This window comes from Faecalispora jeddahensis, assembly GCF_000577335.1.
Lineage (GTDB): Bacteria > Bacillota > Clostridia > Oscillospirales > Acutalibacteraceae > Faecalispora > Faecalispora jeddahensis.
Window position 1 is genome coordinate 1 of record NZ_CBYL010000036.1, and the last position, 23,132, is coordinate 23,132.

Annotated in this window: 36 protein-coding genes and 1 tRNA gene; 5 read left to right on the top strand and 32 right to left on the bottom strand. The window is 50.2% G+C overall.

The window, feature by feature from the left end; genetic code table 11:
- The 27 genes from TY09_RS12950 to TY09_RS13075 all read right to left on the bottom strand — a co-directional run.
- On the bottom strand, positions 1-376 hold a 376-nt coding region (locus tag TY09_RS12950; protein ID WP_042435234.1), incomplete at its 3' end, for a transposase.
- A gap of 220 nt (positions 377-596) precedes the next feature.
- Positions 597-670, bottom strand: a tRNA-Lys gene (locus TY09_RS12955).
- A 125-nt stretch (positions 671-795) separates the two neighbouring features.
- Positions 796-1,149 (bottom strand): hypothetical protein, encoded by a 354-nt coding sequence (locus TY09_RS12960; RefSeq protein WP_042435141.1) that lies wholly within the window; start codon positions 1,147-1,149, stop codon positions 796-798.
- A gap of 3 nt (positions 1,150-1,152) precedes the next feature.
- Positions 1,153-1,461, bottom strand: coding sequence for a hypothetical protein (locus tag TY09_RS12965; RefSeq protein ID WP_042435144.1), 309 nt, complete (start codon positions 1,459-1,461; stop codon positions 1,153-1,155).
- Positions 1,458-1,949, bottom strand: coding sequence for an ASCH domain-containing protein (locus tag TY09_RS12970; RefSeq protein WP_042435147.1), 492 nt, complete (start codon positions 1,947-1,949; stop codon positions 1,458-1,460). The genes TY09_RS12965 and TY09_RS12970 overlap by 4 nt, the downstream gene beginning before the upstream one ends.
- Complete coding sequence (locus TY09_RS12975; RefSeq protein WP_042435150.1) at positions 1,946-2,302, bottom strand: hypothetical protein; 357 nt, start codon at positions 2,300-2,302, stop codon at positions 1,946-1,948. Before TY09_RS12975 ends, TY09_RS12970 begins: the two co-directional genes overlap by 4 nt.
- Positions 2,299-2,697, bottom strand: coding sequence for a VRR-NUC domain-containing protein (locus TY09_RS12980; RefSeq protein ID WP_042435153.1), 399 nt, complete (start codon positions 2,695-2,697; stop codon positions 2,299-2,301). Before TY09_RS12980 ends, TY09_RS12975 begins: the two co-directional genes overlap by 4 nt.
- Positions 2,681-2,851 (bottom strand): hypothetical protein, encoded by a 171-nt coding sequence (locus TY09_RS18380; protein ID WP_157037053.1) that lies wholly within the window; start codon positions 2,849-2,851, stop codon positions 2,681-2,683. The genes TY09_RS12980 and TY09_RS18380 overlap by 17 nt, the downstream gene beginning before the upstream one ends.
- Positions 2,848-3,468 carry a hypothetical protein gene (locus tag TY09_RS12985; RefSeq protein WP_042435156.1) on the bottom strand — a complete coding sequence of 207 codons (621 nt, stop codon included), beginning with the start codon at positions 3,466-3,468 and terminating at the stop codon, positions 2,848-2,850. Before TY09_RS12985 ends, TY09_RS18380 begins: the two co-directional genes overlap by 4 nt.
- Positions 3,468-4,991 (bottom strand): DEAD/DEAH box helicase, encoded by a 1,524-nt coding sequence (locus TY09_RS12990; protein ID WP_042435159.1) that lies wholly within the window; start codon positions 4,989-4,991, stop codon positions 3,468-3,470. The genes TY09_RS12985 and TY09_RS12990 overlap by 1 nt, the downstream gene beginning before the upstream one ends.
- 294 nt (positions 4,992-5,285) lie before the next feature.
- Positions 5,286-7,082: a DUF927 domain-containing protein gene (locus TY09_RS12995; RefSeq protein ID WP_147584678.1), complete on the bottom strand. Its 1,797-nt coding sequence runs from the start codon at positions 7,080-7,082 to the stop codon at positions 5,286-5,288.
- Between the two features lie 128 nt (positions 7,083-7,210).
- Positions 7,211-7,717 carry a CHC2 zinc finger domain-containing protein gene (locus TY09_RS17675; protein WP_052335651.1) on the bottom strand — a complete coding sequence of 169 codons (507 nt, stop codon included), beginning with the start codon at positions 7,715-7,717 and terminating at the stop codon, positions 7,211-7,213.
- Position 7,718: 1 nt separating this feature from the next.
- Positions 7,719-7,985: a hypothetical protein gene (locus TY09_RS13005; protein WP_042435161.1), complete on the bottom strand. Its 267-nt coding sequence runs from the start codon at positions 7,983-7,985 to the stop codon at positions 7,719-7,721.
- Positions 7,986-8,000: 15 nt separating this feature from the next.
- The gene (locus TY09_RS13010) at positions 8,001-8,441 is read right to left on the bottom strand and encodes a single-stranded DNA-binding protein (protein ID WP_042435163.1); all 441 of its coding nucleotides are present in this window, start codon (positions 8,439-8,441) and stop codon (positions 8,001-8,003) included.
- Complete coding sequence (locus TY09_RS18640; protein WP_187119615.1) at positions 8,435-8,863, bottom strand: hypothetical protein; 429 nt, start codon at positions 8,861-8,863, stop codon at positions 8,435-8,437. Before TY09_RS18640 ends, TY09_RS13010 begins: the two co-directional genes overlap by 7 nt.
- Entirely contained in the window at positions 8,860-9,171 is a 312-nt protein-coding gene (locus TY09_RS13020) for a hypothetical protein (protein ID WP_147584680.1), read from the bottom strand. Before TY09_RS13020 ends, TY09_RS18640 begins: the two co-directional genes overlap by 4 nt.
- 43 nt (positions 9,172-9,214) lie before the next feature.
- A complete protein-coding gene (locus TY09_RS13025) occupies positions 9,215-9,985 on the bottom strand; it encodes a PD-(D/E)XK nuclease-like domain-containing protein (protein ID WP_042435167.1) in 771 nt (256 codons plus the stop codon).
- Positions 9,982-10,572, bottom strand: coding sequence for a hypothetical protein (locus TY09_RS17685; protein WP_052335654.1), 591 nt, complete (start codon positions 10,570-10,572; stop codon positions 9,982-9,984). The genes TY09_RS13025 and TY09_RS17685 overlap by 4 nt, the downstream gene beginning before the upstream one ends.
- 56 nt (positions 10,573-10,628) lie before the next feature.
- Entirely contained in the window at positions 10,629-11,357 is a 729-nt protein-coding gene (locus tag TY09_RS13035) for a hypothetical protein (protein ID WP_042435170.1), read from the bottom strand.
- A gap of 26 nt (positions 11,358-11,383) precedes the next feature.
- Positions 11,384-11,749 (bottom strand): hypothetical protein, encoded by a 366-nt coding sequence (locus TY09_RS13040; protein ID WP_042435173.1) that lies wholly within the window; start codon positions 11,747-11,749, stop codon positions 11,384-11,386.
- A 1-nt stretch (position 11,750) separates the two neighbouring features.
- Positions 11,751-11,990, bottom strand: coding sequence for a hypothetical protein (locus TY09_RS13045; RefSeq protein ID WP_042435176.1), 240 nt, complete (start codon positions 11,988-11,990; stop codon positions 11,751-11,753).
- Complete coding sequence (locus TY09_RS13050; RefSeq protein ID WP_042435179.1) at positions 11,987-13,420, bottom strand: AAA family ATPase; 1,434 nt, start codon at positions 13,418-13,420, stop codon at positions 11,987-11,989. The genes TY09_RS13045 and TY09_RS13050 overlap by 4 nt, the downstream gene beginning before the upstream one ends.
- Positions 13,417-13,638 (bottom strand): hypothetical protein, encoded by a 222-nt coding sequence (locus tag TY09_RS13055; RefSeq protein WP_042435181.1) that lies wholly within the window; start codon positions 13,636-13,638, stop codon positions 13,417-13,419. The genes TY09_RS13050 and TY09_RS13055 overlap by 4 nt, the downstream gene beginning before the upstream one ends.
- Before the next feature lie 232 nt (positions 13,639-13,870).
- A complete protein-coding gene (locus TY09_RS18390) occupies positions 13,871-14,017 on the bottom strand; it encodes a hypothetical protein (RefSeq protein ID WP_157037054.1) in 147 nt (48 codons plus the stop codon).
- Between the two features lie 1,129 nt (positions 14,018-15,146).
- Positions 15,147-15,395: a hypothetical protein gene (locus TY09_RS13065; protein WP_042435187.1), complete on the bottom strand. Its 249-nt coding sequence runs from the start codon at positions 15,393-15,395 to the stop codon at positions 15,147-15,149.
- A gap of 103 nt (positions 15,396-15,498) precedes the next feature.
- Positions 15,499-15,699 (bottom strand): hypothetical protein, encoded by a 201-nt coding sequence (locus tag TY09_RS13070; RefSeq protein WP_042435190.1) that lies wholly within the window; start codon positions 15,697-15,699, stop codon positions 15,499-15,501.
- Between the two features lie 12 nt (positions 15,700-15,711).
- On the bottom strand, positions 15,712-16,464 hold the full coding sequence (locus TY09_RS13075; RefSeq protein ID WP_042435193.1) for a Rha family transcriptional regulator: 753 nt from the start codon (positions 16,462-16,464) through the stop codon (positions 15,712-15,714).
- A 66-nt stretch (positions 16,465-16,530) separates the two neighbouring features.
- Here TY09_RS13075 and TY09_RS18395 point away from each other — a divergent pair, with 66 nt between their 5' ends.
- A complete protein-coding gene (locus tag TY09_RS18395) occupies positions 16,531-16,683 on the top strand; it encodes a hypothetical protein (RefSeq protein ID WP_157037055.1) in 153 nt (50 codons plus the stop codon).
- Between the two features lie 192 nt (positions 16,684-16,875).
- Here TY09_RS18395 and TY09_RS13080 read toward each other — a convergent pair whose 3' ends face one another.
- On the bottom strand, positions 16,876-17,046 hold the full coding sequence (locus tag TY09_RS13080; protein WP_042435195.1) for a helix-turn-helix domain-containing protein: 171 nt from the start codon (positions 17,044-17,046) through the stop codon (positions 16,876-16,878).
- Positions 17,047-17,269: 223 nt separating this feature from the next.
- Between TY09_RS13080 and TY09_RS18000 the strand changes: the two genes are divergently transcribed.
- From TY09_RS18000 to TY09_RS13095, 3 genes are all read left to right on the top strand, one after another.
- On the top strand, positions 17,270-17,629 hold the full coding sequence (locus tag TY09_RS18000; RefSeq protein WP_042435198.1) for a helix-turn-helix domain-containing protein: 360 nt from the start codon (positions 17,270-17,272) through the stop codon (positions 17,627-17,629).
- A gap of 20 nt (positions 17,630-17,649) precedes the next feature.
- Positions 17,650-18,072, top strand: a complete 423-nt coding sequence (locus TY09_RS18005; RefSeq protein WP_042435201.1) for an ImmA/IrrE family metallo-endopeptidase — start codon at positions 17,650-17,652, stop codon at positions 18,070-18,072.
- A gap of 127 nt (positions 18,073-18,199) precedes the next feature.
- Positions 18,200-19,285 carry a site-specific integrase gene (locus TY09_RS13095; protein WP_042435204.1) on the top strand — a complete coding sequence of 362 codons (1,086 nt, stop codon included), beginning with the start codon at positions 18,200-18,202 and terminating at the stop codon, positions 19,283-19,285.
- A 264-nt stretch (positions 19,286-19,549) separates the two neighbouring features.
- Here TY09_RS13095 and TY09_RS13100 read toward each other — a convergent pair whose 3' ends face one another.
- Entirely contained in the window at positions 19,550-19,870 is a 321-nt protein-coding gene (locus tag TY09_RS13100; RefSeq protein ID WP_042435208.1) for a DMT family transporter, read from the bottom strand.
- Between the two features lie 273 nt (positions 19,871-20,143).
- Between TY09_RS13100 and TY09_RS13105 the strand changes: the two genes are divergently transcribed.
- Positions 20,144-21,187, top strand: a complete 1,044-nt coding sequence (locus tag TY09_RS13105) for an Ldh family oxidoreductase (protein WP_042435210.1) — start codon at positions 20,144-20,146, stop codon at positions 21,185-21,187.
- Positions 21,188-21,244: 57 nt separating this feature from the next.
- Here TY09_RS13105 and TY09_RS19035 read toward each other — a convergent pair whose 3' ends face one another.
- The 3 genes from TY09_RS19035 to TY09_RS13120 form a co-directional block, all read right to left on the bottom strand.
- Entirely contained in the window at positions 21,245-21,547 is a 303-nt protein-coding gene (locus tag TY09_RS19035; protein ID WP_081487966.1) for a zinc ribbon domain-containing protein, read from the bottom strand.
- A 106-nt stretch (positions 21,548-21,653) separates the two neighbouring features.
- On the bottom strand, positions 21,654-22,367 hold the full coding sequence (locus TY09_RS13115) for an ABC transporter ATP-binding protein (RefSeq protein ID WP_009060672.1): 714 nt from the start codon (positions 22,365-22,367) through the stop codon (positions 21,654-21,656).
- A 1-nt stretch (position 22,368) separates the two neighbouring features.
- Positions 22,369-23,130 (bottom strand): ABC transporter ATP-binding protein, encoded by a 762-nt coding sequence (locus TY09_RS13120; protein WP_009060577.1) that lies wholly within the window; start codon positions 23,128-23,130, stop codon positions 22,369-22,371.
- Positions 23,131-23,132 lie beyond the last annotated feature (2 nt).

Below are 23,132 nucleotides of genomic sequence, written 5' to 3' on the forward strand. Positions count from 1 at the left end.
ACACATCACCCCGCCTGTTCTTAAGCCAAAAAGCAGCAGCCCCCACATCGGGAGCCACCTGTTTTATCGTCTGGACCACCTTACGGGATTTTATGATTCCACCGGGTAGTTCCTCAATTTCAACCTTTTCTTCGAGGTACTCGTAGCCCTTGGCACGTTTCAGCAGGGCGTTTTCAACTTCGATGTCAACGACTTCCTTGCCCTTTTTTAAGGACTCGGAAATCTCGGGGTACTTTTTCTTCCAATCGTACAACGTGGCGGTGTTGATGCCGCAATTGTGCGCGATCTGCTCATCGGTCAGGCCGTCTCTTGCCCAGGCTTCCAGCAGAAGTTTCCCGTCCGGAGTCAGCCACTTTTGATACTTGCCCTTCGCCACATCTTCCACCACCTCGCTCTACCTGATATAAACACCTTGGCAGCATGCAGTACGGCACACCTGCCTTGCGGTAATCGTTCCATGGGCAATTGATGCAGTGCACGCTGCTCACCTCCAAATAAAAAGGACGGCCCGGAATGGGTCGCCCTGAGGTATTAAAGTTTGCCCGGCGTACTGGGCTTGGGTACATACGCCCCGGATATAACGGTTCAATAACCGTTGGTACACCATAGAGGAATCGAACCTCCGCTAACGGGTTAAAAGCCCGCTACTCTGCCGTTGAGTTAATGGTGCATATATGCCCCGGGCGTAATACCACGGGGCAAAAAGAAAGGATGCCAGAATGAACCTTGTATACGCTTTATAACTTCCTACTTTTTAGTATATCAGAACCAACCGAACAGAACGAACAAAATGTATTATTTTGGAAAATTTCTTGAATAACACATTCTAACGGCGTCAGGAGATTCGCCCATACGTCTTCCGGCTTGGACCCATGTGAGGTTTTGCTTAATATACAATTCAACAATTGTTTTTAATCGCACATCCTCCAAGCTGTCTATGAAGCTGTCGATCTCGCTTTTCTGCTGAGTAAGTAATTTTATCTCCCTAAGTGTTTTATCGTCCTTTCGCAGTCCGTGAATTGATATCGGGTGGCACGTGAACGGATACTCGTCGGATGATCCGGTCACTGTATCTGTTACGATGGTGGAGGTCAATAATTTTAACCGAACTGCAATGTCGTGATATTTCTCAAGCTCTTCGCGTGTCATTCGCTACCTCCTTTTCCGTTTCTCCATCTGCTCATAATCCTCATGCGGATATCCCAGCCCCATCTGATCGCAGCGCCGGTCCACGTGCTGCCAAAAGATTTCATCGTCCTGGTGCTCAATGATGAGATTCCCGACGCGCTGGGATAATTCAAGATTCCGTTTAGCTCCGAACCCATACAGCTCGTTCAGGGCGACGGCAACCAGCTTAAACAGACGACGGCTCATGTTGTGGCTTTCTTCCTGAATATATTCGTCAACGGCCTTCAAAGACCGGTTAGAGATCTGCTGCCGGGGTGGGATATGGGCTTTCATGCGGATTCCTCCCAATTCCAGATGCGTTGCTTACCCTTTGCAGGAATAGGTGTATCAAGCATTTTTACATTTTGCAGCTCCCATGCGTACCGACCGGGGGTCCAATCTCCGAAAAGGAGTTCTCGCTCACTTGGCTCATAGACACCTCGGTCTGTTTCAAGCCAACCGGGGGCTGTGCTGGGGAGGCCACGCCCACCATGTAGCACTATTTTATGGCAACCTACCAACTCGCCCGTTGCTATGACTGCGCCGAGCGGAAGATCCTTGAAATTTGTGAAAGGCGGAAGAATTCCCCTCTCTTTAAGGGCTTCTCTCATTTTGCAAACCGCATCGATGGGGACATCCCTGATTGCTTTGAATGGGCTTAGTGTTGCCGAATGTATTGCTATTGGTCCCCGATAGGACGTCGCCCAGCCCCGCGTTTCAAACTCTTTTGCTCCACAGGCAATCAAAGAAGCCCATGGCTGCCAAATTGTGATAACTTTCATACGGATAGCTCCTCGCTTATTTTTATTCTCCCATCTAAAATTCTCATAATCTTTTTGCATCTCTCGCAATCGCCCTGCTCAACCTCTTTTGACATACCGCCCAGCTCAACCCGTACCCGGCAGGTATCCTGATAAATTTCACGCCACCGTGCCGCCGTATCGTATGCTCGCAGCAGCTCGCGCTTTTCAGATTGCGCTTGTTCCCGGGTAATTGTCCCGGTACGGTAGCTGGCATACAGGCACCGGAACGAAAGGAACAGGAGCTGCTCGGGCTGAGTAAGGCTGGACGGGAGAGAATCGTTGTGCATCGCGGCACGCTCAATCTGCTCAGGGGTCATACTGGTCGCGCTCATAGCTTAAATTCTCCAAGGCCAAGATACCACTCTAAAACCCGAACGGCTGATTCCCACCCATGGCATACCTCACAGAAATATCCCTGTTCCCGGAGTTCTCCGAGCCACCAGTCTTGTTCGGGAGAAGTACGGCCCGTGTCATCCTTCATTTCAATACGCAGACCGTGATACCTTCCATGGGGAACGGGAAGGTCCAAATCAGGCACGCCGGGTTTCAAGCCCTCGTCTTGCAGGTGCTTTGCCTCTATCGGGTCGCGTCTGCCACCATTCGGCACAGCATGCAGCAGCTTCAGATCGGGATACTGTGCCCGGTGAGCTAAGGACCAGCGTATCACATTGACTTGATGCTGATGCTCGTTCGCGGGGTGAGCATATAGCTTAATCATCTGTTTCATGACGCGCCCTCCAAAACTCCACAAATGCAATCGCCTTACTGGTGCTACGGTCTTTTTCGCGCCCTTGACGGACGGTATACCCGTTCCGGGCGAGGATGACGATCACAGACTCGCGGTCGTCGGGCTTGGCAATGTGTATGCGTTCTTTACTCACGCCGATCGCCTCCCCAATATTTGTTCCGGGGTTTTGCCTTGGTTCAGCCAAGACTTTATAGTGTTATATTTGATTCCGGTTTTTTCGCTCCATTCCATAGCGGTCAGTGTAACGCCTTGATAAGTAATTTTAAGAGTAGTCCTTCGATTTTTTGATTGCTCTGAATTTGAAATCCATTGGCAGTTATCAGGTTCATAATTCCCGTTTACATTCTTGCGGTCAATAGTGAGGTGCTTAGCATATCCATTTTCCATTGACCATCTGTAGAATGGCTCAAATTCATTCCATTCCGGGAAAATCGTAATTCCTCTACCACCATAATTGGGATAGTCTTTGCAAGACTTTCTGTTGCAGCGAGACTTCATAGAACACCAAATTTCATACAGCAGAGTACCAGACATCCCGTGCTTTCTGAGCCGCCTACTTGCTTTTTCCGCTTTGTTGCATCCGCAAGAAACAGTTGACCCATTTTGCAATAGTCTCCCACTGGTCACAATCTCTTTCCCACAATCGCAGCGGCAACGCCAAGTTGCACTTTTGTTATTATTGCTTCCTGCTCGTTCTATTACAGTTAACCGACCAAAGCGCTTTCCACTTAAATCTATCAGCCTTCCCATTACGCAACGCCTCTTTTCTTTTTGCCCGCAAACAACCTGTTCAAAATCTGACTTGCTTCGAATTTGTTAAGGTTGGAAGCGTCGAACCCTTTGAGTCGTTTTTGAATTATTGAAAGCTGCTTTTCACTCGCTGGCGAATTGGCCCATCTCTTAGCACGAGTGAGGTTCCAGATGTACTCAGAGTCGGAACAATTGTGCTGCAAATCGATAAACACCAAATCAATCGCTTGCTGCATATTCATTTTTCTGCCGTTGTAAACCGTCATTCCAAGTTCATCTTGAGCAGGGATGACGATTTTTTTATCAGGAATAGAAATAGTCATATCTCCATTCGGCAGCTGAAAGAAATTAATATCGTGCAGGTTATACTTTTGGGTCTGAGCCCACAAATCAACAACTTTCCAGTTGCGAACCCAGCTTTCAGGGCAATCGGATGCAGCAATGGCTTTCTCCGGCAATTCAAATAACAATCCCTCAATTTCTGATATTTTGCGCTCTGGAATGTCATCAACACTAATGCCAAGCAAAGAGGGAGCGGTACAAAGTGACCTCGTGTTTGTGACGCCAACGCAATCAATCAAATTGAGCTGCTTCTTTCCAGGGGAAAGCCTCAATCCTCGCCCGACAAGCTGAGTGTACAAAGAATCCGATTTTGTTGGTCTGGCGACTATGATTGTTTCAACCAGAGGGAGATCGGTTCCCTCCAAGAACACGTTGACGGATACAATGCAGGGTATCTGACCATCGGTGAACGCTTGAATAATGCTCGCCCGGTCCTTAGTCTCTCCGGTCACTACCACGGCGCCCGGAATCTTTGCGGCGATGTCATTCGCGTGTTGAACCGATACAGCAAAGATCAGTGTTGCACCCGTTGCCATTGTGCGGTATATTTCGGCGATTGCGTCCGCGGTACCGTCCATCGCCTTTTCGAGCTCACCCGGGGCATAATCACCGCCGCGGGAATGGACGCCTCGCAAGTCGTACCCGATATTCACCCGCCGGCAGTAGATGTCAGATAGGTATCCGTTTTTGATACCCCATTTGAGATCGCGCTGAAAGATGATGTCGCTGTATACGTCATTCAGTCGGACGTTGTCGCTCCTGTTGGGAGTTGCGGTAAAACCGAGAAGCAGACGTGGAGTGAAGTAATCAAATATCCTGCGGTACGTTCTCGCACTGCTATGATGCGCCTCATCACATACGATGATGTCGAATTCATCAGGCGCAAATCGTTCCAAGCGGTGCGTCATGGTCTGGACTGACGCGGAAACAACCTCGTCCATTGGACGTGCATATTCTCCAGCCATTTCAACTCCAGTCAGGCAATCAAAATATTTCAGCGGCTGACGTACCAACTCTTCGCGGTGCGAGAGAATCAGCATTTTGCCTTTTCGTTGGATATTTGCAAACGTAACAGTCTTTCCGAGCCCAGTTGCCATCTGGATCAGATAGGCTCCGGGGTCTATGTTGTTGATGATTTCAGTGCATTCGCGCTGATAATCACGCGGCTTAATTTCTTTCAAGGATTTATAACCTCCTTTTGTGGGACTTTTTATTGACTTGTGGGACACTGTGGGACAGCTTGTCCCACAAAATAATCCAGTATTCATGCGGGTTTGCGAAGTGTTGTGGGACTGTGGGACAGATTTGCACATTTTCTTTTACGCGTGAGAAGTATATACTCACCCTCATAATTAGCAGGGTATACACTCTCTATATAAGGGATATGTTTTTGCGTCCCACTTGTCCCACAGTCCCACACCCCAGCATTCATGCGGGTTTGCGGGGTTTTACTGTGTGGGACATGTCCCACACAATCAAAGCGGAGCATCGTCAAATGGTAAGTCGTCTGCAGCCGTAACAGCCTCCTGCGCCCCGTCAATCATCGGCATTTTCAGAGCTATGCACTCCACGTTCACACCGTTGATGCGTTTTCCTCGGGTGTTATTTCTGCCTCTGGTCAGGATCAGATTGTTCTCTCGCAAAAAGCTCAGTAGGGCTGTTGCAGAGAATCCCGCATCCTCTACCGCACGTCGGAACGTAGAATTGATTATATAAGCAATATCTCTGCCGGTTTTAACCGTGCCGTCAATCTCGTCCTCAATGACACCATAAATATCCCCTTGCTTAGCATCAATACTGAATTTATTACTGTTTTGCGCCACCCAGTCGCACATGTACTGATATCCGCGACTGCCAGAAGAAACAGCAGCCCGAGAAGCAAGAAATTTGGAGAGATCATCCACAGTCAGGGCACGATCGTCTTGAAAAATCCATTTTGTTGCCAGCCAGTCCGCCGTTATGATGACGGCCGCGGCCATAGCCTGCTTTTCAGTTGTGTCGTTTTCGGTGAATCTTTTAAAGTACTCCTTGTACAGTTGCGCAGCAAGTTCGGTGTTTGCATCATTTTCATACAGCTTCAGAACAAATTCGCGGCCCGCATGGCCGTAATTCTTTTTGACGATGCTGCTTACGGTATGGCCGTCTTCAATGATTTTATCCGCAGATTTGCATTCTATCTCAATGACGCGGTTCACGGCGCCCGCGCCAGCTCCTGCACTCGTTATGGGCGTTTCGCCGGTCGTAAGGATGGTGTTGGCCCATGTAGGAGTTCGCTCTACGCCGCCCGTTTTCGTGCCCCTCGTGCGGCCTACGCCCTCGGCCAGCGAGTAGACGTCAAACATCAGTTTGCCGCGCGCATCCCGAGCGAGCTGCAGTTCATCAACCATCAGAGGCAGATTGTTTAAGAATGATGCCAGTTTTTCGCGGCCGACCACAGTGCTGTTAAAAGTCTGTATGTACCGGCCCATTTCGGGATTTCCCCAGACAGACGCGGCCAACATAAGCGCGACGGTTTTACCGGTACCGGACTCGCCGCCCCACAGGTGAACAAAGAAAGGGAGGGCGCCTACCGGTGCGACCAGGACTGAAGCAAACGAGGCAGCCAGCACAATACGAGCCATGACATTACCGCGGCGGATCTGCTGCGCCAGGGTAAGCCAAGTTTTTCGGCTGCCTACACTTTTGATGCTCTCGAACGTTGCGCGAAAATTCGCATCACCGTCAAAAATTAGGCCATCAACATAAGGGGAAAAGCCCTCTCCGTCGATGTATCCCAACCGGGAGACACTCTTTTTCTCCGGGATTTTGTCATAGTTGAGATTCTCTACGTCTGAAATATACTTGACCAGTGCCTTTGCATTTTCGCTTGTCACGGCGACGCCTTGATCTGCAAGGGACAGGATGCTGTTATTGCTCGCCAGCGTCTTTTTGTCCGCAATCAGTTCCCGCCACCGCTTGCCTTTGGAATAAGCGATCTTGAGTTTTTCAGCGCCGGTATCGATATTAACAAGCCGTTCCACCGGCATAATCGGGTGACAACAGGCGACCTCTTCGCCGAACGGCCCGTTGCTGCGGGATATCCCGAGGTCGTCTGCCTGCCATTCCCCGGCGTCCAGCTCGATCGGCTGATTTTGAAAGTTGGTGCTGTTCTCGACGTAGATTTCTGACGAGCTGCGCTTCAGGCTTTTCACATACTCATTAAAAAGCTTTTTGAAATTCAATACTCCAACCTGACGGGCTTGAAGTGACATAATGGTCAGCTGACGTTCCATCTGAAACGGATTCTCATGGTAGGAGTACACCTCTTCGTATGGGGAAGTGCTGTCGAAAAAGTCCTCTTGGGTGTACTTTGGCGGGGGTGCGGTGAGTTTTGGTTTGTCGGTTTGCTTGTCCGTGCCCGTCACCTCCAATGATGATTTTCGAAAAAGTAATTATCCAGATAATCTAGCCGCCCCAGCAGCGCCGCATATTCACCCCATAACGGGCTATCTGGCGGCGGTTTTGGCATGGAGCGAATCAGGTACGCCTCATGGCATTTTGCATCATACTCCGCGCGGTAGACGTTAAGAGCCGCCTGCTCCTTGCGCTGTTTCTCAATCCACTCGTTCACGGCGCGCCGGTCGGGTTTTTCCGTGGACAGCCCCAGCCTAAAATCGTTGTCCAGCCGGATTGCGGCCTGCCGTGCGTTAAGGCGGAACAGCTTGGCTACAAAGTCAATCACTGTACCGCCCTCGTCACACACCCAGCAGTACCAGCCGCGGGAGCCGGGATAAACCTTTAGGGATGGTTTGCGGTCATCGTGGAACGGGCAGAGCATTACACCGCGGGAGACTTCAAAGCCGTACCGTTCCGCAACGGCTTGCATGGGGAGGATTTCCTTGATGCGTGAAAAAATATCGCCATACATTTTAGGTCAGCGCCTTTTCGAGGCGCTCGATTTTTCCGCGCAGCCGCCGGTTTTCGGTGTTTATCTTGATAATCTCGTCAGTCAGACGCTCGGCGATAGAATTGCGGTTATAGCAGGCCGCGGGAACAACCTCGCAGAGATAAACCGGCCTTTTGCTATCGGTGAATGTACTTTCGGTCTGTTCTATCTGAAGAATAATCGCCGCGGAATCCCTGATCTGTTCCAAAGAATACAAAGAAAATCTGCTGTCGGGATGTGTTTTAACCATGGTTTACTCCTCCTTTTAAAATGGCAAGTCGTCGTCCGTGGGAATCTCTTGGAAATCCCCCGGGCTGGGGTTAATATCAGGAGCCGAGGCGGTGTAAGGCTGATAACTGCGTCCCTGTGCCGTTTCGGTGTTATCCGATTTACTGCCACAGAAACTTACTTTATCCGCCACGATTTCAAAAGCCTTACGCTTGTTTCCGTCCTTGTCCTGATAGCTGCGAGTTTGAATCGAGCCCTGAACTGCAATTAACTGTCCTTTGCGGAAGTACTTGCACACGAACTCCGCAGTGGAACGCCACGCGACAATATCGATAAAATCTGCCTGACGCTCTGCACCGGCCTTTTGATAATCACGGTCAACCGCAATCGTGAAGCTGGTGACGGCAATGTCACTGGTAGTGTGACGAAGTTCAGGGTCAGCAACCAGGCGGCCCATAAGTACGGAGGCGTTTAGCATGTGGCGGCCTCCTGTTCCCGTGCCTCTTCAATCAAGCAAGCCGCGGCTGCTTTTACTGTGTCGGGTGATGCATGTGGGTAAGCCCTGCGGATTGCGATTTTCAGCGCCTTTTTCAGCGTGGCGTTTTCAGTACCAGCCTGTACTAACAAATCACAATCATGTTTCCAATCCTCTTTCATTCTGATATAAGCATTTCGCCATTCCTCTGATTCTGCTTTCAGCCGTTCCACCTCTGCGACCAGCGCGGGAATATCGGTGCGGGCGTGGGCGATAAAATCAGCGTTACCTTTTGCGTCCTCTCCAAAAAACAGCGCATGCCCGTTTGCGTCTGTTATCAGAGCAGATATTCCAACTTTCCACGGCCCCGGCGTTGCCGCCTGCTCCCGTGCCTTAATCTCTGCAAGATATTCAGTATCCATCATTTTCCCTCCTGTTCCGGCTTGCGGGCGTAGGCAAGCCATGTGCGCCCATAATCTGCAAAGTATAGATACATTACAGCATCATTCCATTGGCGTAGTGCTACACGGTTTCCGTCGATGATGCGCCATCCCGGTGTCCACTTAATTTCGTGACCAGGTATTCCGCACACCCAAACCGGCTCATCATCCATCTGCCGCAACTGGTCCAGAGTCAGCGGCTTGTTTTCCGGGGCGGGGCGGCGGTTCAACTTTTCTTCCAATGCTTCTATGGCTTCATCCACATCTGACGGCCAAAGTGTTTTATAAGGCATTCCGCGCCGCACCGCGCGCAACCGGTTGGTTTTAATTCATCCATCACGCGCCCTCCCGATACTCAACAATTTCACTCAACACAGCGGTTTCCGCGCAGTAATCGCACTGCTCGCAGCGTTCTGCCTTGATCTCTCCGCGCTTGATCGCGGCGAATCGGGGCGCTTCGTGCTTTACGATGTCAAGGCAATAATCCAGCCGTTCCGGAGCGATCTGGCCAATCTGCAAGCGGGTCGTTTTTTGCTTCGTGGCGGCCGCAATCATAAATGGTAGCGTGTCGCCGGTATTCTGCCGAACGATTTCTCGATATATGGCTCCTTGGAAATCATAGCCCCAGTTCATCCAGTACGGGCAGCGGTGCCCCTCAGCGTCGTTCCATGCGTCTTCCAAGTCTTTCATGATCTTGAGGTCGACGATCGCCCGCCCGGGGTGGAAACTGTCCACCTTAATTTTAAAAGGCACGCCCGCAATCTCGCCGATCATGATGACCTGCTTCTGGCCGGCCATGTACCGCATGAACATTTCGTCACGTTCAATGCGCTGGATGATCTGCTCTGCCTGCACATAGTCTGATTTCAGGCCGCCGTCCTTTTTAAACAGTGCTGGGTGCTTTGCTTTGAAAACATCGAGTGTTCCCTCGAAATAAGCGTCTACGAATGACCCGACCAGCAGCGCCGTGGTTTCTTCCTGCCGGTATTCGCCGCGGATTTCAGCGAGCGCGGCAGCAGGGCAAGCAAGGAAGGATTTGAACTGCGATGCCCCCATGTAGGCGAGCTGGTTTTCGGGGGAGAAGTAGTTTTCGGCGGTTAAAATCACAGCAACTCGCCATCCTCTCCGGCCGGGGCGGGCTGTTCCGGGGGTTCCGATGCTTCTGGTGCCAGAGGGTTGACCGGCTGTTCGGCCTTTTCTCTCTCTGCTCGTTTCTGAGCGCACTCGGAGCAAAGCGGCTTGCCATATTTTTGCGCGGTATAATCCGCCATGGCCGGAGCCGTGTATTTCCCGAACGGCTGAATATCTTTGCCACAATCAGCACAAACGGGTTTTTCCGGGGCCTTGATGTCCGGTTTATATGGCCTAATGCGGAGTGCGTCGACGACATCGCCAAAAGCTTTGACTTGTGCTACAAAAATCTGAATAGTGCAGCCGCGCCAGTCTTCAATGTACGGGGTTTTGTAGATTTTGCTGATTACCTTTGCATTCGTGACATTCAGCACCATAGGTTTTATGTCGCGCTCCATAAAGTGAACAACGGTGCATTCTTCCTTTTTCCCGTCAGAGCCGATGACCGTCTCTTCCCCGACAGATTTTATTGTGGCGATCAGATCCTGCCCCGGTTCGAGCGCATACGCGCCAAGGTAATCCGGGTTCTGGAGCTTCTTCCAGTGGGTTTTATGTTCAGGCATACTGTCCTCCTTGTAAAATCTTGGCGGCGGTTTTGTCCGCCGCCATTCGTTTCCTCTTACGCCAAAATGATTACATCTTCCAGCAGCTGGCTCTTCAAGAAATCCTTAATTTCAAGGATCGCTTCATTTTTCCAAGCCGCACCGTCCGCCTCAAAGAGTGCTGCTGTTACGCCACGCTGTTCATCCTTGCGAACACGGAACACAAAGGCGCTCTCCGGCTGTTCGATCTCCGCGAATGTGCGGAAGGGACGCAGATAGACCGGATTCGGCACAGGAACGCTTTTCGCAAGAGAAACGCCACTCTTGGCTGTCACTCGCTGGGTAACACCATCGTCCTGCTGCTTTACGGCAGTATCATCCTGCACAGACCCAATGAATTCCAGCAGGCTTGCCGTGCTTTCACCCTGCACGAATAAGGACTGCAGGTTGATGATAAACTGCTCCACGCTCATAAACTGACCAAACGGGAATTTGCAGCCGTCAATAGTGGCAGACACAAGGGAATCGCGCTTCTTATCAGCGTTCAGCTCCTTGTAGAGCTTTACACAATTGTGACCAACAACGTGCACAATAAATTTTCCGGTGCCATTCAGGGCCGCATCATCTGCCTGACTTGTTATGTAGTCAACGACAGACGTAAGGGTACTAGTATCCAGGGCGGAAGCGGTAATGGCCCGCGGCAAGGCGGTCATGTCCTTATCAGTAAACTTTCGGCCGGAATAATCAATCTCGTGGGGCGCAGCTTGTTCCAGAATCCCGTTCAAAAAATCTCTTGTCATATCCATGTTGATAATCTCCTTTTCAATTTAAATTAAGCGTTTTTAACGATACGAAGGGCGGGCGGTTCGGCCTGTTCACTGCCGTTCATGTTCTGCTGACCGGGAACCTGCGGAACCATTTCGTAAGCCGTGGCTTCTTCACCCTCGCCAGTGAGGAACAGAGCAGTTGTAACCGGGTTTGTAGGCTCCAACTTAGATTTTGCAACCACATTCACGCTGATCTGCTGACGCTCAGTATCCGGGGTAAATTCTACCGTGAGAGTGAGGGTGCGCTTTTTGGTGGGGCTGGTGTTGACGTCCTGAATATTTTCAATGACTTTCGCCATTTCATAGTCAGCACGTTCCATAATGGCGCCGCGCGCCATTTCAAGGATTGACTTCTGATTTTTGTTGTCCATTCTATTTTTCCTCCGTTTCAATTTGTTCTACCGTGAAATACCCAACCGCTCTCCATCCACCAACTACAACCGTTCCGTGAATAGGATATTGTGAATCTTTGGTGTCAAAGTCAATTTCCGACGAAAGTAAAGCACCTCGAACCATTCCGTAAAGATCGAGATAGGCCGGCTCGTCCTCAAACGTTTTTTCAGAGCACAGTTTATTTCTACCGACATTTTGCATTATGACTTTGTATTTCACAGCTCCGTCACCTGCAATTCATCGTCGTTAGTGGTCCTCGTCGCTATGAATTGCAGCCCCTTGGCCTTGCACTTCGCGTACAGCGCTGCCCGGCTCTCGTCATCCAGACGCTCGGTACCGTCAATCAGGATAATCTGCAAACCGGACGGATTTGAGATAGCCACATCGACGCACAAATCCAGTTTTTCGCCATCCGAAAGGTTCGAGAGTGGTAGACCGCGCACCAGAGGAATACCGTTTTCGACCGTGAGCCCCTCGACCGGAATTTTTGCTTCTTTCAAAATTTGCCCCGGCAGTTTGCGGGCCAGTTCAATTTTTTCGGTGAGGGCATCGGATTGCACCTGTAATTCATCAACCTCTTTTTGGGTTTTCACCATTCGGTAATACTCGTTGAGGTGCTTTTTCATCGCCTCGGCGGTGTCAATTTCGGCCTGCAGGGCGGTGGCATCGGTCGGCTGCCGATCGGCGTATTCGTTGGCGACGCCAGTATCAGCATCCAGCCTGGCCTTGGCGACTTCATAATCAGCTTTGGCTACCGCGACCTTATCCTGCAACTTGGAATCCAGTGTGGTAAGCTTGTCCTCGGCGGCACGAATCTCGGCTTTCAGGCGCTCAATGGTCTTTTCCAAGCCCTCACGCTCGGCACTGATAGCATCTTTAGCGTTGCTGATCGCAATATCCCGATCGGCCTGAATACCGCGCAGTTTGTTATCGTAGCTATCCCGGAACATCTTGGCGCGCTGAATTTTGCCGTTCTCCTGCTGAATTTTATTCAACTCCTGATATTTCACGCCGGTGTCGTACGCCTCCCATTTTTCAGCATTGAAGCCGTCGGGAATGCTGGCGGCGATTTCCTCGGCCATTTTCCGCTTGAACAGCTTTTCGGAATTGATCTGCTGCCGGGTAAGATAGTAAACGCCATTCTCTGCCTGAATCTGATTGAGGACAGAGAGAATGTTCTGCTGCCAATCGACGCCCTTCGGGATCTCTCCGAACCATTCTTGGATGGTGCTCATATTCCATTTGTAATCGATTAGATTCAGAATAATCCGGTTCTGCTCGGCAATAGGTTTGCTGATAAATTCGACCGGGTTTAGCTGTAGCGGCGTGATGATATCATTCAGGAATGTTTGCGGCCGGGGAACGTTCAACCCGTTTTCTTTCAGGTTGAGGGAAGAAGTGTCGAGCCCGGCTTTCTGCCGCCGGTCAATGTGGAGGCCGGTATCCGTTTCGATGATGATTTCTGCCTCGTCCGCACCCTGTTTGACGATATAGTCCCGGTCGGAACGGTTGGTCAGAGCATATCGAATCGCGTCCAGTACTGATGATTTTCCGGTGCCCTTGCGACCAGTCAGCTCTACTGATTTGTCGGACAACTGAGTTTCGGACACGCCAAACGCGGTGCGAATCTTGATAAGACTGGTTTTCATCCCGCCGCCTCCATTTCCTCCAAATGAGCCCTCATTTCCATGATCTCGCGGTCAATGTTGGCTCGCTTCTCGTTATACCGCTTATCGATCAGTTCGATGTGAGACAGATCAATAAACCGGCAGCTGCGCAGCGCGGCCATGGTGGAGGCCTGCTCGTCCCTTACCTGATCGCGCCGCGCGGTAAGGGACTCGATAGCTCGCTTTATGTTCTCTTGCATCTTGACAAATCCTCTCTTTCAGATTAGTATGTGTGTAGAATATTTACTTGTGCGCCGCTTCCTGATGGCAGTCAGGGGCGGCCTTTTTCTTTGCCTTCGAGTGCATCTTGATTTCTCCTATGTTATGGGAATCATTTTAATGTGACTTCGAGTTTTTGTGTGCGCTGATGTTACGAAATGTCCTTTTTATGTCATGAAATCATGGTTTTGCCTGTGTACTGCCACTTGACATTCATAAATGCTTTTTGTTCAGGGCATCTTCCGTGATTTTAAAGCCCTTTCTGATCTGGCGCTTGATCCGGCGTATCTGGATATGCTGTACCAGCGCGACCAGGGCGAGGGCGGCGAATGATACTGCGAGGGCGGTTGTGATGGGCATGGGTTAATCCTCCTCTCCTATCGATTTGCTTTGAAAAATGCCTGAGCGAAGCCGGGCGGGGTGATTGCGCGAATGGCGGCCCTACGGGCAGTACCTGTAAATTGTGATACATAGCCTTTGTATTCTTCCGGGCATTTCGGGGCCGCCCACCGGGCAGCATGGCGATACTCTCTCTCTCTTGCAGTCCGGGGGGCTTTTCCATGACCGTGGGGCTTGGAAAATTGTAATACCCCCATAAATCGGTGGGTTTGTCCTGATCGGCACCGTACCACCATTGCCGTATTGTATGGCGCGGGATTCCAAGAAACTGCCTTAAGAAGCCAACCGGGTTTTCAAGGGCCCAGAATTTCAGGTTTCCGTCCATTCGGCTTTTCCAGATGATCTGTAAGCAAGCTTCGACAACTTTCATTCCGCCCTCAAAATCCCGCGGGCGGCTGCCTTTTGCAAGGCTAAACTCCGTACACGGCGGCGCTGCCAGTATGCCGTAAACATTTTCCGGCGGCTCATATGTAAGCACATCGTAGTCAGGTAAGGTTATCAATCTGACATCATACCCGGCATCCCGGTATGGCTTACTCCATGAGCCTGTCCCGCCGCAAAGGTCGAGGATTATCTTATCTTGGCTGATGGTGGTTCACTCCTTTCTGCCGGCGCTGGATTTCGCGGCGGATCTCTTTTAATCGAACTTTGATGCTCTGCTCTTTAATCTGCAGGTCGACAGCGCCGTTCTGTAAATCTGAAAGACTGACTTTTTTAAGCGCGGCTTTGTAATCAAGTATGCTGGTGATAGGAGCGTGCACTAAATTGGTATCCGTAATTACTACCTCCTTTCCGCCGGCCTTCGCCGGCGCTATTGCTTAAAAGTACGCTCGAGCTCAAAAATTGCCCACCGATGCACGGCCGCGGTGTCAGGGTCTTTTTTCTCAACCTTGTGTAGCAGATCATACAGACGATCAATGCGCTTTTGTTCTAATGGCATGGAAATGCTCCTTTCCGTCGGCCTGCGCCGGCACTATCACCCCCGCCGCTATGTACCGCTGCCTTAAATCACAGACCGGACAGACATAACCGGCAGGGCTTGTCCTAATGCTTACGATCCAGACCCGGTTGCAGTGGGTGCAGGTGGCGGTCATGAGGCAGGCCTTTCGTCGATCAAAAACGACTCGATCGGGATGCGCAACTTATTGGCGACCGCCCTAAGTTCCTGCAATCGAAATGTGCCGGGGCATTTAAGTCTTGCATATACCGTCGCGGGGCTCGTCCGCATTGAGAGTGCCAGGCCTTCCACCGTTGTGCCGGTCATTTCCATGCCGTATTTGATCTTAGCTATAATCGCCCGGTTCTGTGCTTCTTCTGCGGGGCGGCGGAGTTTAGGCATCCTCTCCCCTCCTTTCCATAATTTGCTGGCCGTTCACGGTCCCATTTATGGGACAATGGTTTTTTCACTGCTTGAAATGGGTAAATGTGATGGTATACTAGGATTACCCAACCTTGTTTGAGCAGTCATCACATACCGGCATATTTTCCCAGTTGAATTCTGGAAAATCGTGTGCCCATTCGATCGGATCTACGGAAAACTCTTTCCCGCATTCCGGGCATTTGGTAAAGATGCTGCCGGCGCCCAATTCGATTTCGAGGTTCTGCTCGGCATACTCGTCGCCGACGGTTAATTTTACATACATGGTTTCCCCTCCTTAAGCTGATTTTTCGCACACGCCGTATTTGACCGCCATTTCCTTGACGACTGCCAGATAAATTTCAATCAGCTTTTTATCATCGGCAATCACGTCGGTTTTGGTCAACTTGTCCCGCTTGGATTTGCAAATGCCCTCGTCAGCCATGCGGCGCCGCTTATTGGTCAACCGAGTTGCAAGGCTTGTACCGGCGCGGGCATCCACCAGCTTAAAAATCTCCGACTGCACTTCGCGGATATAATCGTTCCCGCCCATCTTCTGTGCGATCTTGACGATAAGGCCTCGTGCGTCCGGTCGCCAAGAATTAGGGTTGAGCGAAATCAGTTCGCCAAGGCTGTCAATGCGTTTGTTGGTGTCCTCTAAGGCTTTTTGCTGGTCGCGCATGGCCTTGATGCTGTATTCCAGAAAGTCTAAAGTGTTCATGGGCGGCGCAGTGAGCTGCTTTTCCATTTCCTCGAATTTGGTCACATAGGCCGCTGTAAACAGCACACCCTTTGCACCGGTCATTTTGTTGGCTACCATGTCGCAGCCTTTGCGGGTGATGAGGTAGCAGGGCCGTTCTTCGCCTTTGCCGTCGAGATAGGTGGAATCAATGAAGAAATCAACGAGGGAAAAACCTCCCACGTTAAGGTATTCGCAATACTGACGAATGGATTTCATCAGATCGTTGTGGGGTTTGTCCACCATAACAGCTACGTCGCGGCTGTCGGCTAGTAAAATGCCGTCACGGTTGATAATGGTTAAATCGTTCATGGTATCAGTCCTTTCTTGTAAATATTTCCTCTCTGCGGTAAGATGGTAACGAGAGGAGGTGAGAGCATGAATAAAGAAATCGTTGAAGTGGTTGAGGTTATTGGTGCTGAAAATGCAAAGCCTTATACTGACAAAGGCTGGATAGTTCTTGGCGTTTTGTCTTGTGCTGAGCCGCCTGATTATAACTTCATTTATTCTCTTGGAAAAACCTTGGGCTAGGAGCCAACTTTCCTAAAACGAACTTAGGCTTCTCCTCGGTCGTCGCGCAAATTGCTATCCAGTCTCCGCTGTTTAGCTTTTGCGCGACTTCTTTCAAGTCGAAACTTTCGCGAACCTCTGAAATTTGAGCCAGCGCTACATTTCTGGAAGTCACTTTACTCCCCCCTCCCCTCTTTGCTTAAATACAGCAAATCATACTGTTCTCCTTTCATCTTCAAAATTCTTAAGATCGGTTTCGGTGATTCGGTAGTCCCTTCCGATTTTAATAGCCGGGAGTTTTTTTCTGCGTATCCAATCCCACACAGTGAGAGTTTTTATGCCGAAAATCTCCGCCACCTCTTCGCAGGTGTAATATTTAGGCAAAAAAGTACCTCCTTTCGCTAAAAAGTACTTGCGTTTACTTCGGTTTAGTGATATACTTCGATTGTCGATTGAAGTTAATTCCATATCCGAAGTACCACGGTGTGTTTCTGTTGTGCTACGGATTTCGTGGTATGCCTATAATATACTACGAGTTCCGTTTTGTGTCAATAGGAAATACTACGAATATCGTAATATTTTTTAGGTTTGTGAAAGGTGAATAACTATGTATGAGATTTTTGAGCAACTTTTAAAAGAGTTCGATGTTACGCCTTATCGAGTTCACAAAGAAACAGGAGTTGCACAAAGTACTCTTAGCGATTGGAAAAACGGTAAAGGAACTCCCAAAGCAGACAAATTACAAAAAATAGCTGATTATTTTGGCGTTACTGTAGGCTACTTACTTGGCGCTGAACAAAAAGAAAAGCCCACCCTTACAGAAAAGGGCGAGCCTGAAATAACTTTTGATGATTTCACATATGCTTTCTTGGACGAATCCAAGGAACTTACGGAGGAAAACAAACAAAAGCTTCTTGAAATGGCGAAATTCTTTAAACAACAACAGGACAAAGAGAAGAACGAATAAGTTTTCTGGAGATTTCTCACATGGTAGAATTAAATTCCCTGTATGATGATATGCGAACGCAACAGGTTTCTCTCTACACATATGACGTAGGAGAAGAAACTAGCGTTACAATTGAATTGAATAATCGATACGCAATCTTTTTAGACCCATTCCGAGTAGGGAGCATACCAGAAATGAAACGCATCCTTGCGCATGAGCTCGGCCACTGTGCTACCGGCTGTACGCACAAAGTGAGCAGCCCGCTCGATTTGATCGAAAAGCACGAGTACAAGGCCAACCGTTGGGCGATTGAAAGATACATACCGTTTGAAGAACTGCATTCCGCGATAAGGCACGGATATACCGAGCGCTGGCAGCTCGCCGAGTATTTTGATCTGCCGGAATCATTTATTCAAAAGGCACTGAACTTCTATTTTTCTGCGCGCCAGAGAAAAATGGCATAAAAAAACCGCTCTACCCTGTTTGCACCAGGATAGAGCGGCAACCATCAACCGAGGGCTGACAGTACATATAATGCACTAATATTGTATCAGGTCAGCCCTCCAAAATCAATAGGAGGGCTTTATTAATATGGCTAAAGCAAAACAACTCCCCAGCGGAGCCTGGAGGGCGCAGGTATACGCCGGCAAAGATGCCAACGGTAGGAGGCAGTATAAATCCTTTACCGAAAGCACCGAAAGAAAGGCAAACCTTGCCGCGCTTGAATGGCAGGAAAAATACCGCGATGTTGCATCTGACAGCGCGAACCTTACTGTAGAGGAAGCGATAGATGCTTATATAGCGCTCAAAAGCAATCTGCTGTCCCCGTCTACGATTCGGTTTCTGGATAATGTGAAAAGAAACCACCTAAAAGGGATTAAATCAACCAGACTCAACAAGCTGACACAGAACCTTTTGCAGGAGGCGATCAACGCCGAAGCAGAAAAAAGTTCTCCAAAAACTGTAAAGAACGTGTATGGCGTTATTACAGCTGTTGTTAGCCAGTACCGGCCCGATTGGGCGATTCCGAAGATTACGTTGCCCCAGCAGAAAAAGCCCAGCGCAAAAGCTCTGAACCGCCAAGAGATAGCAAAGCTGCTCAATAGCATCGACGGTGACGTTATTGAAATCCCGATTTTGCTTGCCCTCTGGCTGGGATTGCGTCGGTCTGAAATATTGGCCTTGAAATGGGATGATGTCGACTTTGAAAAAAGCACCATCCGAATCGATGAAGCCCTGGTACCAAATAAAGACCACAAGATGGTTACGAAGTCCACAAAGACCACAGACTCCACCAGAACGCTGAACTTACCGCCTTACATCGCAGGAAAATTAAAAGAGCTGCCGCACAAAAGCGATCGGATTTTTAATATCAGTGAAGGTCTATTAAGCAAGCACTTCCCGCGTGTTTGCAAAAGAATTGGAATCGGCCCTTTTAAATTTCATGATCTCCGTCGATCGATGGCCACGGTAGGGCTGACTCTTAATATAGCTGATAAGCTCGTCATGGCCCGTGGTGGATGGAATAATATGCAAACTATGAAGAAAATATACCAAGTCGTGCTTGACAGTGATATGAATGAGGCTGATCTGCTCATCAACAATTACTTCGAAAGCCTACTGCCGAGGGTTGGCGAAGGTAAAACCGTGCAACATGAAATGCAACACGACAATTGAACATTCAGTTATACAGCCATTTTTAAGACTATATTAGAGGGTTCAAGTCCTTCTGCCCCTGCCATATAACAAATAAAGGAAGAGCCGGTCAAATTGACCGGCTCTTCCTTTATTTGCAGGCAAACGGGATTTGCTTTTCTGATGCATGCATAAAAATCCGCAGAAAATCACGTGCTGAATCAAAAACGGCACCCGACGGTACAGAAAAGCTGTTTCCCTGCATTTTTTCGCTGACAGGAGTTCGGAAAGCGAAGATGCATCTGATCAATGAGAAGAAGTAATTTTCAGACCGATGATTCCAACCAACAAAAGCGATGCAAAAATAATGCGCGGTACGGAAACCACCTCTTTAAAAAACAATATGCCGACGATCACAGCGCCCAGCGCGCCGATTCCCGTCCAGATCGCATAAGCTGTGCCCAGCGGCAGAGCTTTCGTCGCCTGCGACAGCAAATAGAAGCTGGCAATCATTCCAACAAGGGTTGCTGCGGAATACCCCGGCTTGCTGAAGCCATCTGAAAGCTTTAAAAACGTTGCCCATACAACCTCCAGCAGACCCGCAAAAACCAAATAAACCCATGACATGACGATTCCTCCCGACAAAATAAAATAAGCACCTATTGATTGCATCTTCAAAGGCCTAACGATGCAATCAATAAGTGCTTTTCTGATTTCTTACCCGGCGGCAAGTAATTCTGTTATATGATATCACACATGAACCGCAAAATCAAATTTATTTCCTTCTGTTTTCCGGTATTCGCATTTGATTATAGAAGTATTTGAAAATGGTAATTCGTCATACAGCTCCGTTCGTGATACAATAAAAACATCCCTGTACCATACAAAGGAGTCGATACAATGAAACAGGTAAAACCGGAGATTCTGGAAGCTTTTTGTCTGGACATTCTGGAAAAGCACGGAGTAGAAGCACAATGCGCTCAAACGGTGGCCCGCTGCCTGGTAGATGCGGATTTGTGCGGCATCAGCACGCATGGCGTCAGCAGGCTGGCAATTTATCTGCAACGGCTGGATGCCGGGGTGGTTGAGAAAGAGAACCGGATCACGATCGAAAGAGAAAGCCCGGCCGCTCTGGTGGTAAACGCGGGCAACAGCCTGGGAATGCCCGCAGCCAGATTCACCATGGAAAAATGTATGGAAAAGGCCCGGGAAGCCGGCTGCTGCTTTGCAACCGTGAAAAATTCCAACCACTTTGGAGCCGCAGCCTATTACACCCGCCTTGCAGCCGAGCAGGGCATGGTCGGCATCTGCGCGGCGAACCTGACTTCTAAAATCGCCCCCTACGGCGCGTCAGAGCCTTATATGGGCACGAACCCGATCTCGATTGCTGTTCCCGGCGAAGAGGGCGCCGTTGTGCTGGACATGGCCCCCAGCGTCGTCGCTTTGGGCAAGCTGATTATGGCCCAGAAGCTCGGCAAGCCCATCCCGGAAGGCTGGGCGCTGGATCAGGACGGGCACCCTACCACCGACCCTGCCGAGGGCCGCAAGGGCTCCCTGCTCCCCATCGGCGGCCCGAAGGGAAGCGGTCTGGCCATCATGATCGATATTCTGTGCGGCGTACTCAGCGGCGGAAAGTTCGGCCCGCACCTGCACGACCTGTACGGCGACATGCAGAATCCGCAGGAGGTCGGCCACTTCATCGGCGCGATCGACATTACTCATTTTGTGGAGGTCGATACCTTTCGCAGCAGCGTCGCCCAGATGAGGCGGGAGATCAAATCCCTGCGCCCCGCCGAGGGAGTGAGCGAAATTTTCATGCCCGGCGAGGGAAGTGATAACCGCCGCAAGAAAAACCTGGAGCAGGGAATCAGCCTGCCGGATGAAATCTTCGGTGAGCTGCTTGCCATTGGCAAGGCCTGCGGCGCGGTTTTCCCGGAGGAATAAAGACAAAGCCGGAGGAAACACGATACCGACTGCGCATTGCTGCTTTTTTGGCGTTGCTTACGGTTTTGGATGACCGCAGCGCGGGCAATACGGCGCATTCGCTTCATATTGCTTTCCACAATGCGGGCAAGTGACGTTCGCAATAGAATCCGGCCGGGAATCCGGATGCTTCCTTTGCTCCGCTGCCAAAATGCCGTCTCGTACGGCCGCCCGGATAACCAAATATAGGACAAAGCAGATGATTGCAACTGCAAAAAGCCAGAGAACAAATTCGCCCATAGAATATCCTCCTTCAAAACAATTTGGCATTTTTCGTACTGTAAACACCGGTTGATCTGGTATATAGTATAGCATACGCATCGGGAAACGCCAACGCGGTGCAAACCAGCAAAAAAGGCTTCGATTTCTTCAAAAGAAATCGAAGCCTTTTCCTAGTAAAAATCCATAAAAGATAAAACGCAGTGGTTTAACCGCCCAGATAAGCCTTGCGTACCTCTTCGTTGTCAGCCAGTTCAAGGGTATCGCCGGACATGACGATCTTCCCGGTTTCGAGCACGTATGCGCGGTCAGCGATTTCCAGCGCCTTTTTCGCGTTCTGCTCTACCAGCAGAACAGTCACGCCGGATTCGTTTACGTCGGAAATGATCTTGAAGATTTCACCGACCAGAAGCGGCGAAAGACCCATGGAGGGTTCGTCCAGCAGCAGCATCTTCGGCCGGCCCATCAGCGCGCGGCCGATGGCCAGCATCTGCTGCTCGCCGCCCGAAAGCGTACCGGCAGCCTGCTTGCGGCGCTCTTTTAAACGCGGCAGACGCTCGAACACCATATCGTAATCCTCCGAAATTCCGGAGGCGTCATTGCGGATGTATGCGCCCATCTGAAGGTTTTCCATCACCGTCATGCGGGAAAAGACCCGGCGGCCCTCCGGCACATGAGCCATGCCAAGCCCCAGAATCTTGTGCGGCTCCGTACTGAGCAGATCGTGGTCGCAAAAGCTCACACTGCCGCTTTTGGTCTTGACCAGACCCGAAATCGCGTGCAGGGTCGTCGTCTTCCCCGCACCGTTCGCGCCGATGAGGGTAACGATCTCGCCCTGATTGACCTCAAAAGAAATTCCTTTAATTGCCCGGATCGAGCCATAGTTTACAACCAGATCCTGCACAGAAAGCATTGCTCCCATTTTATTCCCCTCCCAGATACGCCGCAATCACCTTGGGATTCGTGCGGATTTCTTCCGCAGAGCCCTCCGCGATGATTCTGCCGTAATCCAGCACCACCAGGTGCTGGCAGATTCCCATGACAAAGCTCATGTCATGCTCAATCAAAAGGATGGAGATCGAAAAACGGTCGCGGATCAGCTGAATGGATTCCATCAGCTCGCGTGTTTCCGTGGGGTTCATGCCGGCAGCCGGCTCGTCGAGCAGCAGAACCTTCGGAGACGCCGCCAGAGCGCGGGCAATCTCGAGCTTCCTCTGCTGGCCGTAGGGCAGATTTTTCGCTTTGGACTCTGCATGTTCCTGCAGGTTAAAGACCGACAGCAGATCCATCGCTCGTTCGGTCATGGCACGCTCTTCCTTCCAGTAGGAGGGAAGGCGCAGAATCCCCGCCAAAGCGGAATATTTCATCTGGTAGTTCATCGCTATTCGCACGTTGTCCAGAACCGAAATATCCTTAAACAGGCGAATGTTCTGGAAGGTACGGGCAATTCCGCCGCGGGTCACATCGTAGGTCTTTTTGCCGATGATGCTTTTCCCTTCGAGCTCAATGGTGCCTTCCGTGGGCTGATATACCTGCGTCAGCAGGTTAAATACGGTCGTCTTACCGGCGCCGTTCGGGCCGATCAGACCCATGATCTGATTTTCTTCCAACTGGAAATTGACATCTTCCAAGGCGCGCAGGCCGCCAAACGCAATTCCCAAATGCTTCGCTTCGAGCAGCGGCATCC

What these genes read in the sequence shown, in the direction of transcription:
- TY09_RS12960 (WP_042435141.1), bottom strand. Translation starts at nt 1,149, where the DNA reads ATGACACGCGAAGAGCTTGAGAAATATCACGACATTGCAGTTCGGTTA.
- TY09_RS12965 (WP_042435144.1), bottom strand. Translation starts at nt 1,461, where the DNA reads ATGAAAGCCCATATCCCACCCCGGCAGCAGATCTCTAACCGGTCTTTG.
- TY09_RS12970 (WP_042435147.1), bottom strand. Translation starts at nt 1,949, where the DNA reads ATGAAAGTTATCACAATTTGGCAGCCATGGGCTTCTTTGATTGCCTGT.
- TY09_RS12975 (WP_042435150.1), bottom strand. Translation starts at nt 2,302, where the DNA reads ATGAGCGCGACCAGTATGACCCCTGAGCAGATTGAGCGTGCCGCGATG.
- TY09_RS12980 (WP_042435153.1), bottom strand. Translation starts at nt 2,697, where the DNA reads ATGAAACAGATGATTAAGCTATATGCTCACCCCGCGAACGAGCATCAG.
- TY09_RS12985 (WP_042435156.1), bottom strand. Translation starts at nt 3,468, where the DNA reads ATGGGAAGGCTGATAGATTTAAGTGGAAAGCGCTTTGGTCGGTTAACT.
- TY09_RS12995 (WP_147584678.1), bottom strand. Translation starts at nt 7,082, where the DNA reads ATGGAACGTCAGCTGACCATTATGTCACTTCAAGCCCGTCAGGTTGGA.
- TY09_RS17675 (WP_052335651.1), bottom strand. Translation starts at nt 7,717, where the DNA reads ATGTATGGCGATATTTTTTCACGCATCAAGGAAATCCTCCCCATGCAA.
- TY09_RS13005 (WP_042435161.1), bottom strand. Translation starts at nt 7,985, where the DNA reads ATGGTTAAAACACATCCCGACAGCAGATTTTCTTTGTATTCTTTGGAA.
- TY09_RS13010 (WP_042435163.1), bottom strand. Translation starts at nt 8,441, where the DNA reads ATGCTAAACGCCTCCGTACTTATGGGCCGCCTGGTTGCTGACCCTGAA.
- TY09_RS18640 (WP_187119615.1), bottom strand. Translation starts at nt 8,863, where the DNA reads ATGATGGATACTGAATATCTTGCAGAGATTAAGGCACGGGAGCAGGCG.
- TY09_RS13020 (WP_147584680.1), bottom strand. Translation starts at nt 9,171, where the DNA reads ATGCCTTATAAAACACTTTGGCCGTCAGATGTGGATGAAGCCATAGAA.
- TY09_RS17685 (WP_052335654.1), bottom strand. Translation starts at nt 10,572, where the DNA reads ATGCCTGAACATAAAACCCACTGGAAGAAGCTCCAGAACCCGGATTAC.
- TY09_RS13035 (WP_042435170.1), bottom strand. Translation starts at nt 11,357, where the DNA reads ATGGATATGACAAGAGATTTTTTGAACGGGATTCTGGAACAAGCTGCG.
- TY09_RS13040 (WP_042435173.1), bottom strand. Translation starts at nt 11,749, where the DNA reads ATGGACAACAAAAATCAGAAGTCAATCCTTGAAATGGCGCGCGGCGCC.
- TY09_RS13050 (WP_042435179.1), bottom strand. Translation starts at nt 13,420, where the DNA reads ATGAAAACCAGTCTTATCAAGATTCGCACCGCGTTTGGCGTGTCCGAA.
- TY09_RS13055 (WP_042435181.1), bottom strand. Translation starts at nt 13,638, where the DNA reads ATGCAAGAGAACATAAAGCGAGCTATCGAGTCCCTTACCGCGCGGCGC.
- TY09_RS18390 (WP_157037054.1), bottom strand. Translation starts at nt 14,017, where the DNA reads ATGCCCATCACAACCGCCCTCGCAGTATCATTCGCCGCCCTCGCCCTG.
- TY09_RS13065 (WP_042435187.1), bottom strand. Translation starts at nt 15,395, where the DNA reads ATGCCTAAACTCCGCCGCCCCGCAGAAGAAGCACAGAACCGGGCGATT.
- TY09_RS13070 (WP_042435190.1), bottom strand. Translation starts at nt 15,699, where the DNA reads ATGTATGTAAAATTAACCGTCGGCGACGAGTATGCCGAGCAGAACCTC.
- TY09_RS13075 (WP_042435193.1), bottom strand. Translation starts at nt 16,464, where the DNA reads ATGAACGATTTAACCATTATCAACCGTGACGGCATTTTACTAGCCGAC.
- TY09_RS18395 (WP_157037055.1), top strand. Translation starts at nt 16,531, where the DNA reads ATGAATAAAGAAATCGTTGAAGTGGTTGAGGTTATTGGTGCTGAAAAT.
- TY09_RS18000 (WP_042435198.1), top strand. Translation starts at nt 17,270, where the DNA reads ATGTATGAGATTTTTGAGCAACTTTTAAAAGAGTTCGATGTTACGCCT.
- TY09_RS18005 (WP_042435201.1), top strand. Translation starts at nt 17,650, where the DNA reads ATGGTAGAATTAAATTCCCTGTATGATGATATGCGAACGCAACAGGTT.
- TY09_RS13095 (WP_042435204.1), top strand. Translation starts at nt 18,200, where the DNA reads ATGGCTAAAGCAAAACAACTCCCCAGCGGAGCCTGGAGGGCGCAGGTA.
- TY09_RS13100 (WP_042435208.1), bottom strand. Translation starts at nt 19,870, where the DNA reads ATGTCATGGGTTTATTTGGTTTTTGCGGGTCTGCTGGAGGTTGTATGG.
- TY09_RS13105 (WP_042435210.1), top strand. Translation starts at nt 20,144, where the DNA reads ATGAAACAGGTAAAACCGGAGATTCTGGAAGCTTTTTGTCTGGACATT.
- TY09_RS19035 (WP_081487966.1), bottom strand. Translation starts at nt 21,547, where the DNA reads ATGCGTATGCTATACTATATACCAGATCAACCGGTGTTTACAGTACGA.
- TY09_RS13115 (WP_009060672.1), bottom strand. Translation starts at nt 22,367, where the DNA reads ATGGGAGCAATGCTTTCTGTGCAGGATCTGGTTGTAAACTATGGCTCG.
- TY09_RS13120 (WP_009060577.1), bottom strand. Translation starts at nt 23,130, where the DNA reads ATGCCGCTGCTCGAAGCGAAGCATTTGGGAATTGCGTTTGGCGGCCTG.